Here is a 14,864-nt window from a genome sequence, read left to right as displayed (position 1 = left end):
GGGCGCTTCCACGCCCGACCCACCCCGCCCAAGCCGCCCACCAAGGTCTTCATCAACAAACCCCCGAAGGAGAACCCCGAGACAGAACAAGCAGCCTGAACTGTCTCATCCGGTTTGACAGGTTCCGGGGAGCCGGCGACCTGGCTGATCGGATAGTTCGGGTCCTTCTTCATGTCGGCGATCAGGTCGGCGGCCGCCGCCTTGAGTTCGGCCTGGGAGTAGCGGGCGGGTTTCACCTCCACCGGCGCGATACCGCGCGCCTTGTCGACGGCCTTGCTGACGGCGGCGGGGAGCTTGCCCTTCCACCACAACTCGACCGACCTGGGCTGCAGGGCGATGCCTGCGAACCCTCCGCGTCCCGACTTCTCCATCGCCCAGGAGATCTTCGACGCGGCTTCCTTCAGCGGCACCTGGTCATGCATCTTCTGCCGGATGTCGGCGGGAATGTAGCTGAACGGAACCCGCTCGACGCTGTCCTTGCCGCCGCCGGACGCCTGCCCTGCGGCCGCGGGCATCACGCCCGACACCGCCACGCTCAGCACCGCCGCGCCCAAGACCCCGGCGAACCGTGCCGAGCCCTGCCTGAAACCCATGAGTTCCCCTCATATAGATCCTTGACCTAGAAGAAGTATTGATCAACTTCACGGGAAAAGGCATGCACAAGGCGTGCGGTCTGGCTGTGCGACGCGTGCGGCGATAACCGGGGGACGCCCGGTGGCTCGCCGCCGAACTGGACCTTGTCACCCGCGAGCTGGTGGTGACCGCCCGACGAGGAGAGCACCGCCACTCCTGGCAGCAGATCCGCGCGGCCATGGGCGCCACCGGCCAGGCCGCCGGCAGAACGGGCGCGGCAGTACGGCCTTCCCGTCGATGAACCCACCACCAGCGGACACGTTCACGATGGCGAGGAAGGACGGTCGCCGCGCTCCACGGCGCCACCGTCGTTGCATGGAGACCACGCCCCGGCCCGCCGGCGCTACTTCTACACGGTTTGTCTCGCGGGCCGAAACGTTACGCGCGGCATAGGTCGGTGAGGGTGGCAAACGCGCCTACATCGTGCAGTGGATCGCCACGACCTTCGGCGCCAGCCGTGCCACCCACTGCAGGTACTTGACCCAGTTCCAACACCCTGACGCCACCGTCGTCCTCCGGCTCACCCCCTAACTGCTGGTGGCGTTGACGAGTGCGGTGGCGGCTGGGTGCCAGGGCCGGTGGGGTGGTCCGGTGAGGACCAGGGTGCGTTCGAGGTGCTGCCGTAGCGGGACCAGGACCAGTTGCGGATCGATCATCGCCGACGTGAGGCCGGGCACGATGGAGACGCCGATGCCGGCCCGGACCATGGCCAGCAGGGTTCCCAGCTCGCGTACGCGGTGGGTCGGAGCGAGCGGTGTACCGGCGCGGCGGAACAGTTCCTGAATGTGTCTCTCGCAGCCGCCCTGTGAGAGGAGGAACGGGTCGTCGTCGAGGTCGGCGACGTCGATCGCGGGTTCGCCGGCGAGCGGGTGGTCGCGGTGCAGGACCGCCTGGAAGACGTCCCGTCCGATGGGTGTGCCCGGGCCTGGGGGCGGGTCGACGAGGACGGCGAGGTCCACGGTGTTCCTGGTGAGCCAGTCGGCGACCTCGTCGTCCTCGCCTTCGAAGAGGGCGATCTCCACGCGGGGGAAGTCGGCCTTCCATTGGATCATCAGTCCGGGCAGCAGGCCTTGGCACACGGTCGGCGGGGCCGCCAGCCGTAGTGATCCGGCGGGGAGTCCGTCGCGTTGTGCGGCCAGGTCGCAGATGGCGGCGGTGGCCGCGATCGCGGCGTGGGCGTGGGCGAGGATCCGGTCGCCGAACGCGGTCGGCTGCGGGCGCCCGTGCCGGGTCAGCACGGGGCTGCCGAGCGCGCGTTCCAGCGTGGCCACGGAGTGGGAAACGGCGGATTGGCTGACCCCGAGCGCGTCGGCTGCGGCGCTGAAGCTGCCTTCCTCGGCCACCGTGAGGAAGGCGCGGAGCTGCGGCAAGCTGATGTTCATGAGCCTTCCTCATGGGGCGCGCGTGCTTACTTGTTGGACTCATGATGGCAGGTGTCCGCAGGATGCGGCCTGTGGTGAGTCGACCCCCTTGAGGAGTGGCAGACCCTCTGGCGCAGGCTCGGCTGCCCGCACCGTGCTCGGCTGCACGAGCGGCGTGTGGAGGGGATCCGGCGCCGACGCCGGGCGATGGCTTGGCTGGACCAGCTGGCACCTGCGGCGGGCGGACCACTTGGTAGGTGAGAAACGCCGCCTGGCCTGCAGCCCCGGCACCGCTCCGAGACCACTGGCCGATAGGTCCCTGAAGGTGTCCCGGACGACGTACCGCCCGCGCCGGTGGCACGACCTGCCCGGTCCACCGGCCGAGGACCGAGCGGGGACACATCAGGCTGGCGGGAGAGCCCGATACGCAGGTGGCACCACCGTCGGCGGCCCCGCGTTGAGGGATCTCACTGGATCAGGTCGGTGTGCGGATGATCCGGCGATGCCGGGCAGGCGTACAGCTGCAGGTCGTAGCCTCCACCGACCTGAACCATGGCCGGGTTCGCCGGGCGAGGACCGGTGGTGGTCGGCTTGATCCTCGTAGGTGATTCAGCCGCGGGTGTTGTCGTCCCATTCGGCCGAGGCGATGGTCAGCAGCGGGGCGATCTCGGCATCGCAGGCGGGGCAGAGCAGGCGGACGGGGTCAATAAGTCCCCAGCGGGTCCAACCGCCGGCCTTCCAGCCGGGAGCGATGGACAGTCCGTGGCCAGTGGAACTCCTCCGGGGCGGGTTCGTAGGAGCTGTCTGGCGCGGCGCCGGCCTCCTGCCATGTGTTCCAGTCCTGTAGCCGCTCCTGCAACTCCTCGCTCAACTCCATGGGGTGGGGATACTCGGTGACCTGTTCCGGGGCGAGTAGGCACGGCTCTGGCACGTAGCCGTCGGCCTGGACCACGGCTGGCTCCGGAGGTGTGGTGACCGTGGCGGCGGACCGCCAGAGCAACGCGGTCCTGGGCTTGGGCTCTGGCGGGTGGCCGAAGGGGCACCACACCACCTGGAGCATGTCGGCTCTCCCGGGCGGGCGCAGCAGAGGGACGTCACGCACGTACAGCTGGGCCACGGGCAGCATGGCGACCGGGTCCTCGGGCCACGGGCGGCCGATGTTGATCTGCTTGTCGATCGCCACTTCCTCTGGCGTGAAGCGAAGTTGGCCCAGCGGTCGGCTCGCCGCTGCCGCCCGGATGCGCCGCCGCAGCCGCACATCCCCTGGCGAGAGGGCCGGATTCCCATTGGGCACGTGCGGGCCATCGCAGTACGGCCACGGCTCGGCGGCGGGCCACAGCAGTGGCCCGCCGCCGAGCCCGTCATGCGGTGACGGCGACCCGGCGCGGGGATGCAACCGGGTCGCCGTGCGTGCCAGCAGAGCCATTTGAGGGAGGACCGCGGTGATCTCGAGCGGCCGCGGTGGAGTGGTGCGGCTCATCCAGGCTCCCTGGTGATTCGTCAGCTCGGGTCAGTTCCCGAGGTTGAGTCCGCTGCTGGCCTGGTCGTTGGGGAGGACGGCGCTGAACAGCAGCTGCCTGGTTCCATCCGACCGCTCAATCGTCGCCTGCATGCTGACGCCCCAGGGGATCGTGCTGGTGTCGTTCACGTAGTCCGGTGTCACCTCGTAGAAGATCGCATCGTCGGGCCCCATGCTGGAGTCGGCCACCGCGGTCTGAACCTCCCTCTCATGGGTCCGCATGCTGGGCGTTCCGGTGTTCAGCCCTACTGCCAGCAGGGGACGAGGTTGGCCTGCCCACCGTCCAGCTTCTGCCCTTTCCCGCCGAGTATGTTGGCGATCAGGTGACAGCGGGCGATCTTGGTCCCGGGGAGTGCTTGGCGACGTACTTCCGCGCGTCCAGCCAGCTGGTGATGTCGCCCGACGCCGAGCTGCCCACGCCGAGGGGTCCCCGGAGACAAGCCAGCGCCGCGGCCGCTCGGCTACCGGGCCCGTTGGGATGGGTGGTCTTGTTACGGTGCGCGACGGGTTCGGCGGTGTTGCTGATCCACCCGCCACCGGACGTGACCACCCTGGTCGGCGGCCTATCCAGGCAGGTGATCTACGGGAGGTACCTGGCGTCCTGAGGAGTGATCATGCAGGAGCAGATGTGGCCGTCCCACAGCTCGCCGCTGACGGTGGGGTCGACCGCGGCTTCGTAGTACCCCTCGGCCTGGTCCTGGTCGCTCTGGTACCCGCCGTCCCAGCTGTGGCGAAACAACAGGTTGCCGCTGCTGGTGTAGTCGTGGGAGAAGTTGGGCCCGGTGACGGTGGCGGCCCAGGTGGAGTTCCGCGCCGGCCCTGCAACGGTGAACGCCGCTGCCCGTGGCGCACCGACGCCGACCTGACCGCCTTCGCCGACGACGACATGGCGCGGCTGGCCCGCGCCCAGGGCGGCCTCCCCACCCCCGGCCTCCCCACCCCCGGCGACGCCACCCCCGGCCTCCCCACCCCCGGCGACGCCACCAAGGCCGACGCCCGCCGAATGATCGACTCCCCACAGCCGGCCTGCCACAAGGACCGGGCCGACACCACGCACCCGCTACGGTTCTGCGCGGCCGGGCTGGCCGCGGTCGGCCCCGACCACGTCGGCGTGCACATGGAACTGGCGACCGGGCGGCTACCACCGGAGGAGGTGAACCCCCACCGCACTCGATGGCCCGCCCTGTTGTGATGTGCCCGGACGGGCTGCCGATCCAGGCGGTGATGCGCAAACGCGGTGTGTCGCATCCGACGGTGGGTCAGGCGCTGGAGACGGCGTGGCCGAAGCCGCGTAAGAAGATGGCGCCGAGGGCGTCGCTGCTGGACCCGTTCAGCCGGTGAGCGATGTGATGCTGCATGGGGGGCGACCTGGAGGTGCTGCGTAAGCACCGCCCCATCAGGCGGATCTTCGCCCGGCTCATCGAAGGGCGGGACCGCGCTGCGGCCCGCCCCTCTATGAGCGATGGAGCGTGTCGTATGACTGTCTTCTGATGAGCAGGTGCGCCAGCCGGGGGATGGCCTTCGTGGGGTTCGGGGAGGGCCGGTCTCAGTTGCCGCTGATGATGTTGCCCATGTCGGTCCAGGTGCCGGGGGTGACGGGGCTGCTGGGGTCGTAGGGGTCGCTGGGGACGCCGCCCTCGTTCCTGTAGGCGTGGACGGAGCCGTCGGGATTGGTGCCGAGGTAGTCGGCCCGGCCATCACCGGTGATGTCGGCGAGGGCGACCGTCCCTGCGTCGGTGTATCGCGTGAGCATGGTCTGCGGGAGGATGGCCCAGTTGGTGAAATCCCAGCTGTTGATGTAGGTGGTGAGTACGCCGCCGCTTCCAGCGTGGAATGTGTGGCCGGGGATGTTGTAGTCGAAGCGGCGGTCGCCGTCCATGTCCGCCAGCCGAACCCCGCTGGCGGGGCCGGGACCGACCCCCGGCATCAGGCCCACCTGGCCCGGGTTCCAGCCCAGGCCGGAAACGCCACCCCCTTGGTTGATGCTGGTGTGGAACGAGCCGTTGTCGGGGTGGAGGACGTTGTAGTCCGTCCGGCCGTCCCCGTCGAGGTCGGCGAACCGTACTAGGGCCGGGTTGGTGGTAAACCAGTCAGGACTGGTAGCAGGGGCGAGTACCCGCCCCAGCTTCTGCCACCCGCCGGGCCCGTCGCTGTTGTTCAGCTCGGCGGTTACCCCACCGTCCTGGTCGATGTGCAGGTAGTCGGCCCGGCCATCACCGTTGAAATCGGCGAACCGAGCCCGGCTCGAGTCGGCGGACACCGCGGAGTCAGGGCCGCGGACCTGCCCCAGGTCCTGCCACCCGCCGTGCCCGTCCGTGTTCAGGCGGACGTTCACCGAACCATTCGAGTTGACGGACAGGTAATCGGCCCGGCCGTCACCATTGTAGTCCGCCCACCGCACCCGACCCGACCCCGACTCGTTACCCGACGTCGAGTGCCTTTCCGACCCCTGCGGGATACCCATCAAACGCGCGTGCGGAACGGCGCTCAGCGGCCAATTGAAGGGGTCGGTTCCAACGTATCCGCTGTTGGCGGCACGATATTCAACCCCCGCAATCTCGTCCAAATAGACGTAATCAGTTTGGCAATATGAAGCCCAGGCGCATGATTTCATCTTTCCTTCCAGGCCGTGCTTGCCCTGGTCGCCCGCGAGCGCAACAGTGGGGACGAGAAAGTCGTGGCGGGATTCGCACTTCGTAGTCGCAAACGCATACACCCGGCCACGGCCTTCTACGCGGTCCGCGATCAGCGTCACGGTCTGGACGCAGTCCTCCCAGGGTTCGCCGTAGCCCATTACGGTCACTGTGGTGCCGGCATCGGCCAATGCGGACGCGGCGGTCCCCCAGGCCACCACTGCTGCCAGCGCGCCAGACAAGACACCCCCAGCCTTCCAGAAGCCCCTCATGTTTCCCTCTCCCTTTGGTCGGACCGGATCCTTCGACTTCCCGAACGGCGCACCCGCGGCGCGGGCACCTCTGCCCTCCGGGGGCGGGCACCACAACATCCAGCGGTCCGCGCCGCTCGCGACCAGCACTGTAATTGGGACAAAAGCCTGCCCGGCGTGCACAGCATGCGGCCTTGTTGATCATGCGTGCGAGGACGCCTGAAGGTGCGATAGTTGAGCATGCGCAGGCAAGAAAAGCCCGAACCGGGCTAATCCCGACACTCGGTGAGACAACTGGAAGGTGCCCGGGAAGGGCTACGTCGGGAGACCGGTGCGGCGATGGAGTAAGACCATGTTCATCGCGAGATCGCTGACGCCTTCCAAGGTGACGGACAGCTACTCGTACTCCCCTCCTCGAGCTCCCCGGACTCACAGCGCTGGTACGCTCCACGGCCTGCGCGAAGCCTCGTTCCTGCTGACGGCGCTGCCACCGGAGCCCCCGCAGACCCGCGGAGACCGCGCGTGAGCCGCCGCGCGAAGCTCTCGGCGCGGACGCCCACGCGGACGCCGTCGTGATGCTGCTGGGATGAGGGCGGCTTCGCGGGCCTGGCCGACCCGGCCACCGCGGCGATCGTCCAGGACTCGATCACCAAGCACCCGGCCGCCCTGTCCACCGGCCAGGACGACACGGGCCGGGAATGCATCATGGACGACCCGAACTCCGCCCACTAGAAGCTCAAGAACGCGGGCCAGCAGGGGCCGGTCCGGCTAACGTGCTACCGCTGGCCGATGAGCGACGGCCTGCCCCAGCGACGGGAGGGCGACCTCAATTGCCGTCTCGACGACCTGACCACCAACGACCGTTAGGGGCAATGCCGGGTAGTTAGGTCCGTGGGCTGGTTGTCCAGGGGTTTGGTGGATGTTGGAGACATGGGAACGGAGATCCAGTAGAACGGGTGATCTTCTACCACCATCCGCCTGGCCTACTGGATCTCCGTTGGGTGTTGAGTCTGCCAGGTCTGTTGCGGCCTGCGCCATTGGTTCGGTCCGTCGTTCGGGGGTCGGGGTGTTCGCGCCTGGGCATCTGGGTGAGCTGACCCGGATCGTGCCGTTCGAGATGGTGGATGAGGTGCTGGCCGAGACGCGGTCGGTGGAGCGGCGGTTGCGGCGGTTGCCGTCGCGGGTGGTGGTGTATCTGCTGCTGGCGGCGGGGCTGTTCGAGGATCAAGGGCTCGGGCAGGTGTGGTCGCGGCTGGTGTCGGGTCTTGACGGGCCTGGGTGGGTGCCGTCGTCGTCGGTACTGGCCCAGGCCCGCCGCCGGGTGGGGGTCGCGCCGTTGCGGGCGCTGTTTGAGTTGCTGGCCGGTCCGCCCACCGGGGCGGTGCGGTGGCGGGGCATGTTGGTGTGCGCGATGGACGGCACCACCTTCAGCGTCCCGGACAGCCCGGCCAATCTCGCGGCCTATGGTCATCAGACCGCAGTCATGGCGGGTCGGGCTATCCGCTGGTCCGGTTGGTCGCGGTGGTCGCCTGCGGCACCCGGACCCTGCTGGGGGCGACGTTCGGGCGGTTCGCGACGGGTGAGACGACCTACGCGCCCGAACTGCTGGACTGCCTCAAGGCGGGGATGCTGATGCTGGGTGACCGCAACTTCGCCGTCAAAGCCCTGGTGACGGCGATCGCCGGCCCGCAGGGCACCGGCGCGGACCTGCTGATCCGCTGCAAGAGCACCCGGCCGCTGCCCCGTCTTGAGACCCTGGCCGACCGATCATGGCGTTCGGTGCTGGGCGGTGTCCCGATCCGGGTGATCGACGCCCAGATCACCGTCACCCTGCCCAGCGGCGGGCGCCGCACCGGCCACTACCGGCTGATCACCACCCTGCTCGACCCTCGTCTGCACCCGGCGCGGGAGATCGTGAAGCTCTACCACCAGCGATGGGAGATCGAGACCGCCTACCTGGAGTTGAAGTCCACCACCCTGGGCGGCCGCGTCCTGCGCTCCCGCACCCCCCAGGGCACCGACCAGGAGATCTACGCTCTGCTGGCGGCCTACCAGGCGCTGCGGCTGGCGATGGCCGACGCCACGACCACCGGCGCTGTTCCCGCTGACCGGGCCAGCTTCACCATCGCCCTACTCGCCGCCCGTGACCAGGTCATCCACGCCGCCGGCATCATCACCCACACACCCGTCGACCTGATCGGCCAGATCGGCCGGGCGGTCCTGGACCACCCGCTGCCCGCCCGCCGTGACCGCAGCTGCCCCCGCATCGTCAAACGAGCGATCTCCAAACACCGAGCCAAAGGCCAGATCGACCGCACCAACCATCAGACGACAACCACCATCAACATCCTCCCCGAACCCGACTTGACACCAGCCCAAGCCCCCTAACTACCCGGCATTGCCGTTAGGGGCCCCGTGGGTGAGCTGTGCGCATCAGGTCATCCGGCTGATGCCTGCTGGACCGGCGAGTACCACGACATGGCGATCGGCCAGCTCAGCGACCTGCCGGGCGCGCCGCGCAGGGGCACGCAAGGCCGTGACATCGGCGACGACCTGCTGTCGTTCTTCCGCCCCCGGCCGCCGCGAGAGCATCCGCGTTGTCGGCTTCCCCAACGTTGCTGTCGAGGCCGAACTCGCCAGGCTCACCGAAGGCTGGCGGGCGCTGTGCGCCGCGACTGTGAATGAACCGCCCCGGGTAATGTGGAGACTCGATTCCATGTAAGGATTGAGTCCTGGCACGACCCTCCCGTTACCCGCTCGAGTTCCGCCGTCGTGCGGTGCGTATGGTCGCTGAGGTCCGTGGTGATCACCCGAACGAGACGGCCGCCTTGCAGGCGGTTGTCGACAAGCTGGGCATCGGTTCGCGGGAGACACTGCGGAACTGGGTGAAGCAGTACGAGATCGACGCCGGGCAGCGACCCGGGACCACCACGGAGGAGTCCGCCCACTTGAAGGCGTTGAAGAAGGAGAACGCCGAGCTGAAGCGGGCCGACGAGATCCTGAGGGCGGCGGCGGGTTTCTTCGCGGCCGAGCTCGACCGGCCACACACGCGCTCGTAGCGTTCATCGACGAGCACCGGGACCGCTTCGGCGGGGTCGAGCCGATCTGCAGGACACTCACCGAACACCACTGCAAGATCGCCCCTTCCACCTACTACGCCCACAAGAAACGCATGGTCGTTCCCTCGGCTCGCGCCGTGCGGGACGCCCGGCTCAAGGAGCTGATCGGCCAGGTCCACGCCACCAACTACCGTGTCCACGGTGCGAGGAAGATCTGGCACGAGCTGAACCGGCAAGGTCATGCGGTGGCCCGCTGCACCGTCGAGCGCCTGATGCGCCAGATGGGCGTCCAGGGCGCGGTCCGCGGTAAGCGCGTGATCACCACCCTGCCCGGCGGGCAGGCCGAGCGGGCTCCCGACCTCCTCGACCGCGACTTCGTCGCCACCACCCCCAACCGGTGCTGGGCCGCGGACTTCACCCACGTGAAAACCTGGTCGACGACCGTCTATGCCGCGTTCGTCGTGGACACCTTCTCCCGCCGGATCGTCGGCTGGTCGGCGGCCACCGTCAAGGAGACCGTCTTCGTCCTGGACGCCCTGGAGATGGCCGTCTGGCAACGCGACCGCGAGCAACACCCCATCCGGCCGGGCGAGTTGATCCATCACTCGGACGCAGGCTCGCAGTACACCTCGTTCAGACTCGCCGAGCATCTTCAGGCCGCCGGCATCGCCGCATCCATCGGCTCGGTCGGCGACGCCTACGACAACGCCCTCATGGAATCCGCGATCGGCCTGTACAAAACCGAGTTGATCAAACCCCGGCGCCCCTGGAAGACACTCGCCCAGGTCGAACTGGCCACCGCCGAATGGGTCGACTGGTACAACCACCGACGGATCCACGGAGAGATAGGCCACATCCCACCCGTCGAGTACGAAACCAACCACTACATAGAACTCACAAAACCCCAGGTCACAACCACAACCTGAGATCTCTACCGAACCCGGGGCGGTTCAGTTTCCGAAGTCGTCTGCACGGGTGTCTGAACTGCCACGAGCCGACCGGGCTCGCCGGGTCTTGATTTCGCGGTAGCAGTACGTTGCGATGGCCAGGACGATCCCCGCGTGAAGGAGCACCTGTTCATGGCGGGGGCTGTTGTACAACCAGCCGTCGAACCAGCCACTCTTCCATTTCTGGATCTCATCTATCACAAGGCCCACGGCGATGAGCGCCGCAGCCCCGTACCCCGTTCCGCGTGTCAGGCCTCCGGAGCGCGGTGTCAGTACTTCCGTCAACACCAAGGTGATCAGCAGGACGAAATGGAACCCAAATAGGCCCACGGGGACCGGCGTCGGGAACCGGAAGTCGTACAGCACACTGAAGAGCAACCATAGGCATACCGGGAGGCCGAACCGAGTCGCGCGATTCATGCCCACAAGAAGTCCGCCATGGCGTGCCGGAGTATGCGTCGATGCCGCGTCCGGCCGCTGGGGGATGCCTCTCGCCCCACGTGTGGAGGTCACGTGCGGGAGCGGGGCCGTTCCTGGCATGGAGGAGGGTTGGGTGGCCCGTCCTGCCGGTGGCACGGGGCCCCCTGCGGGCTCGGGTGCGGGATCGAGTTGCCGGGGCGCCTGGGCGGGGCGTTCGGGGCGGGGCTGCTGTGGCGTTGCCGACCCGCCGCCCGAGGTGGGGCGGGAGGCCAGGCTGCGCAGGTGTTCGGCGACGGTGGCTGCGTCCTTGGGCCGGCCGTCGGGCTGCTTGGCCAGCAGATCCAGTACCAGGGTGCTTATGTGGTCGTCGATGTCGGGCCGCACGGATTGCGGGGATGCCGAGGTCCGGTTGAGGTGCTGGTAGAGGATGGCGCCGACGCTCGAGTCAGTGTCCATCCAGGTGGTCCCGGTCAACAGTTGGTAGAGCACGCAGCCGAACGCGTACAGGTCGGTGCGCTCATCGACAACGTGGCCCTCAATCTGCTCGGGCGCCATGTAGATCGGAGTCCCGGCGGATGAGCCGGTAGCGGTGATCTTGGTGGCGTCGGCCAGGCGGGAGATCCCGAAGTCGCAGATCTTCACCCGCCCGTCGTCGGTCAGGAAGAGGTTGGCCGGTTTGATGTCGCGGTGCACCACCCCATGCCGGTGGGCCGCAGCGAGGGCGTCGAGGGTCTGCATCGCCCAGTCCGTCACCTGCGCCATGGGCAACCCGTCCGGATGCTCGCGCAGTATCGAGGCCAGGTCATGCCCCCGCATCAGTTCCATGACCAGGAACAGCAGGTGCAGGCCCCCGTCGGTGTATTCGTCGATGTCGAACACCGTGGTGATCCCCGGGTGGTTCAAGGCCGCGGCGGTCTCGGCCTCCCGCCGGAACCGCGCCACCCCGGCCTCGTCGGCCGCCCCACTCAGCGGGAGGATCTTGACTGCGACCGGGCGGCGCAGGCGCAGGTCGATGCCCTGCCAGACCTCACCCATACCGCCTTGGCCGAGAGGCGCCTCCAGCCGATACCGCCCGGCCAGCTCCAGACCGCCACGCATAGCTCTCCCCGGCTCGGAAGGCAGGTCAGACAGATATATGTGTTTACTTGAATCGTATAGGTGCGCAGAAGGATCTCGAGGTTATTTGGCTGGGGCGGCGAGGTGGCTGTGCAGCGAGGTTTCGGGGGTTCCGGTCTTGACAGCAGCAAGTCCGACACCAGGCTTCTGAACCAGGCTGTCGCAGTCGTCGGAATCGTCGACGCCACCGGACAGCCACTCCGCTGCACCGCCCATGACTTCCGAGGGCTCCTGACGACCGACGCCGTCACCGGAGGACTGCCGGTCCACATCGCCGCACGGATCCTCGGATACGCCAACCTCACCACGACCAGCATTTCCTCGCGGTCTTCCAAGGGGAGATGTGCTCGCCGGTGGTGTAGCGACGGCCCTGGGCGAGCCCGATGTTCAGGAGGCGCACGCTGGGGTCGGCCAGGAGCTGGCCGTAGTCCTTGCCGGAGGTCATGATGCCGACCGCGCAGCCGTCGGCGCGAGCGGGTGGCGAGGGTCGCGAGGACGCCGTCCGCCTCGCAGCCGTCCTGCTCGATCCACCGGATGCCGCTGTGGCCGAGAACGTTCTTGACCGGGGGCAGTCCGGCCGCTTCCACCGGGGTGGGTTGAGGCAGAACCGCCGCGGCCCACGCTGCGGGATGGCACGCTGGGGGTGCCTCGTTCGGGTCGTCGGTGTTGTGCGTCGTCGGCTGGACAACGGTGAGGGGGCGCCCGTCCCATGACCGGTCGTTGGCGCTTCCGCTTGCGGGACGGCGCCGGAAGGTCCCCCAAGGCGGGCACTCGCCCCCCGACTCGGCGCCCTGCAGGGGAACACGAATGGTGTGGGCTATCGTGTGGGCATGGCCACACACCGAATCAACGTTTCTCTGCCCGAGGATCTTGTGGCGCTGCTGGACGCCCACACCGGGACCGGCGGCCGGTCCGCCTACATCGCTGCGACGTTGCGGCGGGCGTTGGTCGCCGACTCGTTGGCCAAGGTCGCCGACCACAACGGCGGGGCCCTGCCCTACGCCGACGAACTCGACGGCCTTGACGACACCCTCGGCGACGCCGCGTGAACCTCGGCGACGTCTACACCGTGAACACGATCGGCGGTACCGAGGTGCCGGTGCTGGTGCTGTCGGCGGCCGCCGCGGGTATCGCCGGGGCCGGCGTCACCGTGGTGACCCTCGCGGACCCCGACATTGCCCCGGACACGGTCCTGACCGTGAGAATCTCAGCGGTCGGCCTGGTCGCCCGCTGCTACGACATCCGCACCATCCCCGCCAAGCGCTTCGCCGACCTGGTCGGGCGGTGCACCACCGACGAACTCGCCCACGTGCGCGCGGCCGTCGCCGCCTACCTCGATCTTTAGGCAGCGCCCCCCGGGCAGCATGAAGGCCCCGCCTGACTAGCCGACACCGCGGAACGATGCCGACAGAGCCCTGGGGCTCTTTCGTCGGACGGGGCCCGGATCCCACGAGAGCCTGCCGACCTCGTAGCCCCGCGCGCGGCTCCTCCGAGGACACGGCCCCCTGTCAGGCGACCCCTACGCGCGGCGGCGGCCGGCCCCGCGAACCCCGGACGGGCGGCCCCGGGGCTGGCCGGGTTCAGCGGCGGAACGTCCACGCCGCCGGGGCCGGCAGCGCGTCCAGGACCTCAAGCTGATGCGTTCCGCCGGACGCCTGCACCCGCGCCCCCGAAAGCTTGTCCCCGACCGGCCACGCCAGCTCACCGGGTCCCCACACTGGACTTCAGCCACTCGCACCGGCTATGACGGCGGGAAGAAGATCAACGGGGTCAAGCGGTTCGTCGCGGTGGACGCGATGGGCCTATTTAGTGCTCACCGTGGTCACCTCCGCCGCGATGACCGACCGCGACATCGCCCGCGACGTGCTGTTCCGGCTGTGCCTCGCCCACCCGCAGCTCGCCCTGGTCCGGGCCGACTCGGCGTTCTCCGGCGAGCTGGTCACCTGGGCACGCGAGTCTTGGCCGCGGTCTCGGTGGCCTTGACCGACTGGGTGTCGATCACGGCCGTGACCGGGTTCGGGCAGCGTCCCGCGCGCTGGCGGATCTGCGCGGTGAGCAGGGCGAACGGTGCGACACCGATCCCGACCAGCCACAGGGCGCGGCCGAAACCGAGCCGCCGCACGAGCGCGGGCGCGGCCGTCGAGCCGAGGAACGCGCCCAGCCCACCCGCCGCGAGGAACAGACCCAGCACCCCGGCCGGCAGACGCAGCTCACTGGCATGTCGGGGTCGTCGGCCACGCACCGAGGTTTCAGGGACGATCTTCGCGTTGATCGTGAACGTGCATGGGGCGGGCCGTTGTGGAATGCGAGGTTCCTGCTCGTTGCTGTCGGGCTGGCATAGTCGTGGGGTGGATCATCGCTCTCGGTTGAGGATGCGGCGGCGGTTGCGCTCGTTGGCGTGGCTGGAGCTGTTGAACGTCCCCCTGCAGGCGGTGGTGTGGTTCGGCGTGATCGGTCTTCCGCTGACCATGGCGAACGTCTCCGGGTTCGCGTTGTTCGTGCTGCTGCTCCTTGAGGGGGCCGGGTACTGGGCGGCCAAGGTTCGGCAGATCGCAGCACCGGGCTCGTGTCTGCGCGGCGCCGGAGCCTTGGCGTTTGCCCGCGTGGGAAACGTCGTCGTGCTCGCCGCCGGGCTGCCGCTCATCGGCTGGGCGGTGGTGGCCGAGCCTGGGGCCGGTAGCTGGCCGGGTCTGGGGTTCGCGCTGCTCGCGGCGCTGGAGCACGTGAACTACTTCCACGTCCAGCTCATGTACGACACCACCGCGGACCTGCGTCACCTGCGCGCGCATGGTCTGCGCCGCGCGCACCTGGCCCGCGATCTGGCTCTCCGTGCGAGAACCACCGAGCAATACCGAACTCACCGCGCCTACTAGGTCACGACCTGTGAGTGGGTTGTGGGTGCCCGGGACACGGGGAACGGCCCCC

The 14,864-nt window shown here is 68.7% G+C and carries 18 protein-coding genes and 1 pseudogene; 8 read left to right on the top strand and 11 right to left on the bottom strand.

What is annotated here, in order from left to right:
• The 5 genes from EBO15_RS11880 to EBO15_RS44145 form a co-directional block, all read right to left on the bottom strand.
• On the bottom strand, positions 1 to 593 hold a 593-nt coding region (locus EBO15_RS11880), incomplete at its 3' end, for a hypothetical protein (RefSeq protein WP_199744481.1).
• Positions 594 to 1,160: 567 nt separating this feature from the next.
• Complete coding sequence (locus EBO15_RS11875) at positions 1,161 to 2,015, bottom strand: LysR family transcriptional regulator (RefSeq protein ID WP_122194395.1); 855 nt, start codon at positions 2,013 to 2,015, stop codon at positions 1,161 to 1,163.
• A 682-nt stretch (positions 2,016 to 2,697) separates the two neighbouring features.
• Positions 2,698 to 3,474: a hypothetical protein gene (locus tag EBO15_RS11870; protein ID WP_199744480.1), complete on the bottom strand. Its 777-nt coding sequence runs from the start codon at positions 3,472 to 3,474 to the stop codon at positions 2,698 to 2,700.
• 30 nt (positions 3,475 to 3,504) lie between these two features.
• Positions 3,505 to 3,702 carry a hypothetical protein gene (locus EBO15_RS11865; protein WP_147481463.1) on the bottom strand — a complete coding sequence of 66 codons (198 nt, stop codon included), beginning with the start codon at positions 3,700 to 3,702 and terminating at the stop codon, positions 3,505 to 3,507.
• Between the two features lie 391 nt (positions 3,703 to 4,093).
• Positions 4,094 to 4,252: a hypothetical protein gene (locus EBO15_RS44145; RefSeq protein ID WP_158628198.1), complete on the bottom strand. Its 159-nt coding sequence runs from the start codon at positions 4,250 to 4,252 to the stop codon at positions 4,094 to 4,096.
• 24 nt (positions 4,253 to 4,276) lie between these two features.
• Between EBO15_RS44145 and EBO15_RS44140 the strand changes: the two genes are divergently transcribed.
• Complete coding sequence (locus tag EBO15_RS44140) at positions 4,277 to 4,705, top strand: hypothetical protein (RefSeq protein ID WP_158628197.1); 429 nt, start codon at positions 4,277 to 4,279, stop codon at positions 4,703 to 4,705.
• 354 nt (positions 4,706 to 5,059) lie between these two features.
• On the opposite strand, the gene EBO15_RS46780 is transcribed toward EBO15_RS44140, so the two are convergent.
• Positions 5,060 to 6,418 (bottom strand): FG-GAP-like repeat-containing protein, encoded by a 1,359-nt coding sequence (locus tag EBO15_RS46780; RefSeq protein WP_158628196.1) that lies wholly within the window; start codon positions 6,416 to 6,418, stop codon positions 5,060 to 5,062.
• An 898-nt stretch (positions 6,419 to 7,316) separates the two neighbouring features.
• Here EBO15_RS46780 and EBO15_RS47280 point away from each other — a divergent pair.
• A pseudogene (locus tag EBO15_RS47280) lies at positions 7,317 to 7,691 on the top strand (transposase domain-containing protein); the annotation flags it as partial.
• On the opposite strand, the gene EBO15_RS45220 reads toward EBO15_RS47280, so the two are convergent.
• Positions 7,622 to 7,849: a hypothetical protein gene (locus EBO15_RS45220; RefSeq protein ID WP_199744486.1), complete on the bottom strand. Its 228-nt coding sequence runs from the start codon at positions 7,847 to 7,849 to the stop codon at positions 7,622 to 7,624. The pseudogene EBO15_RS47280 and the gene EBO15_RS45220 overlap by 70 nt on opposite strands.
• Between EBO15_RS45220 and EBO15_RS11845 the strand changes: the two genes are divergently transcribed.
• Together EBO15_RS11845 and EBO15_RS11840 are read left to right on the top strand one after the other, a co-directional pair.
• Positions 7,784 to 8,785 (top strand): transposase, encoded by a 1,002-nt coding sequence (locus tag EBO15_RS11845; RefSeq protein WP_325051897.1) that lies wholly within the window; start codon positions 7,784 to 7,786, stop codon positions 8,783 to 8,785. The two genes, EBO15_RS45220 and EBO15_RS11845, sit on opposite strands and share 66 nt — an antisense overlap.
• Positions 8,786 to 9,180: 395 nt before the next feature.
• Positions 9,181 to 10,382 (top strand): IS3 family transposase gene (locus EBO15_RS11840; RefSeq protein ID WP_233616122.1). Its coding sequence is split into 2 segments (ribosomal slippage): positions 9,181 to 9,412 and positions 9,412 to 10,382, totalling 1,203 coding nucleotides; the frame shifts between segments, so codons are not numbered across the junction.
• A 24-nt stretch (positions 10,383 to 10,406) separates the two neighbouring features.
• On the opposite strand, the gene EBO15_RS11835 is transcribed toward EBO15_RS11840, so the two are convergent.
• The 3 genes from EBO15_RS11835 to EBO15_RS44135 form a co-directional block, all read right to left on the bottom strand.
• Complete coding sequence (locus EBO15_RS11835; protein ID WP_122194391.1) at positions 10,407 to 11,921, bottom strand: serine/threonine-protein kinase; 1,515 nt, start codon at positions 11,919 to 11,921, stop codon at positions 10,407 to 10,409.
• An 81-nt stretch (positions 11,922 to 12,002) separates the two neighbouring features.
• On the bottom strand, positions 12,003 to 12,209 hold the full coding sequence (locus tag EBO15_RS43605; RefSeq protein ID WP_147481462.1) for a hypothetical protein: 207 nt from the start codon (positions 12,207 to 12,209) through the stop codon (positions 12,003 to 12,005).
• Between the two features lie 31 nt (positions 12,210 to 12,240).
• Positions 12,241 to 12,384, bottom strand: a complete 144-nt coding sequence (locus tag EBO15_RS44135; RefSeq protein WP_158628194.1) for a hypothetical protein — start codon at positions 12,382 to 12,384, stop codon at positions 12,241 to 12,243.
• Between the two features lie 385 nt (positions 12,385 to 12,769).
• On the opposite strand from EBO15_RS44135, the gene EBO15_RS43600 reads away from it, so the two are divergent.
• The 3 genes from EBO15_RS43600 to EBO15_RS44130 all read left to right on the top strand — a co-directional run bounded on the left by EBO15_RS43600 (position 12,770) and on the right by EBO15_RS44130 (position 13,922).
• Positions 12,770 to 12,988 (top strand): ribbon-helix-helix domain-containing protein, encoded by a 219-nt coding sequence (locus EBO15_RS43600; protein WP_147481461.1) that lies wholly within the window; start codon positions 12,770 to 12,772, stop codon positions 12,986 to 12,988.
• The gene (locus tag EBO15_RS11830; RefSeq protein WP_122194390.1) at positions 12,985 to 13,284 is read left to right on the top strand and encodes a type II toxin-antitoxin system PemK/MazF family toxin; all 300 of its coding nucleotides are present in this window, start codon (positions 12,985 to 12,987) and stop codon (positions 13,282 to 13,284) included. Before EBO15_RS43600 ends, EBO15_RS11830 begins: the two co-directional genes overlap by 4 nt.
• Before the next feature lie 473 nt (positions 13,285 to 13,757).
• Entirely contained in the window at positions 13,758 to 13,922 is a 165-nt protein-coding gene (locus EBO15_RS44130) for a hypothetical protein (protein ID WP_158628193.1), read from the top strand.
• Here the strand turns inward: EBO15_RS44130 and EBO15_RS11825 are convergent.
• Positions 13,879 to 14,130, bottom strand: a complete 252-nt coding sequence (locus tag EBO15_RS11825; protein WP_122194389.1) for a hypothetical protein — start codon at positions 14,128 to 14,130, stop codon at positions 13,879 to 13,881. The genes EBO15_RS44130 and EBO15_RS11825 overlap by 44 nt on opposite strands.
• A gap of 157 nt (positions 14,131 to 14,287) precedes the next feature.
• Between EBO15_RS11825 and EBO15_RS11820 the strand changes: the two genes are divergently transcribed.
• Complete coding sequence (locus tag EBO15_RS11820) at positions 14,288 to 14,812, top strand: hypothetical protein (RefSeq protein WP_122194388.1); 525 nt, start codon at positions 14,288 to 14,290, stop codon at positions 14,810 to 14,812.
• The last annotated feature ends 52 nt before the right edge of the window (positions 14,813 to 14,864 follow it).

Source organism: Actinomadura harenae, from assembly GCF_003696215.1.
Lineage (GTDB): Bacteria > Actinomycetota > Actinomycetes > Streptosporangiales > Streptosporangiaceae > Spirillospora > Spirillospora harenae.
Note: the sequence above shows the minus strand (reverse complement) of the source record. Positions and strands in the feature narration are given on the sequence as shown.

Coding starts and splice junctions, on each gene's coding strand:
- EBO15_RS46780 (WP_158628196.1), bottom strand. CDS start 6,418: ATGAGGGGCTTCTGGAAGGCTGGGGGTGTCTTGTCTGGCGCGCTGGCA.
- EBO15_RS11835 (WP_122194391.1), bottom strand. CDS start 11,921: ATGCGTGGCGGTCTGGAGCTGGCCGGGCGGTATCGGCTGGAGGCGCCT.
- EBO15_RS11870 (WP_199744480.1), bottom strand. CDS start 3,474: ATGAGCCGCACCACTCCACCGCGGCCGCTCGAGATCACCGCGGTCCTC.
- EBO15_RS11875 (WP_122194395.1), bottom strand. CDS start 2,015: ATGAACATCAGCTTGCCGCAGCTCCGCGCCTTCCTCACGGTGGCCGAG.
- EBO15_RS44135 (WP_158628194.1), bottom strand. CDS start 12,384: ATGACCTCCGGCAAGGACTACGGCCAGCTCCTGGCCGACCCCAGCGTG.
- EBO15_RS43600 (WP_147481461.1), top strand. CDS start 12,770: ATGGCCACACACCGAATCAACGTTTCTCTGCCCGAGGATCTTGTGGCG.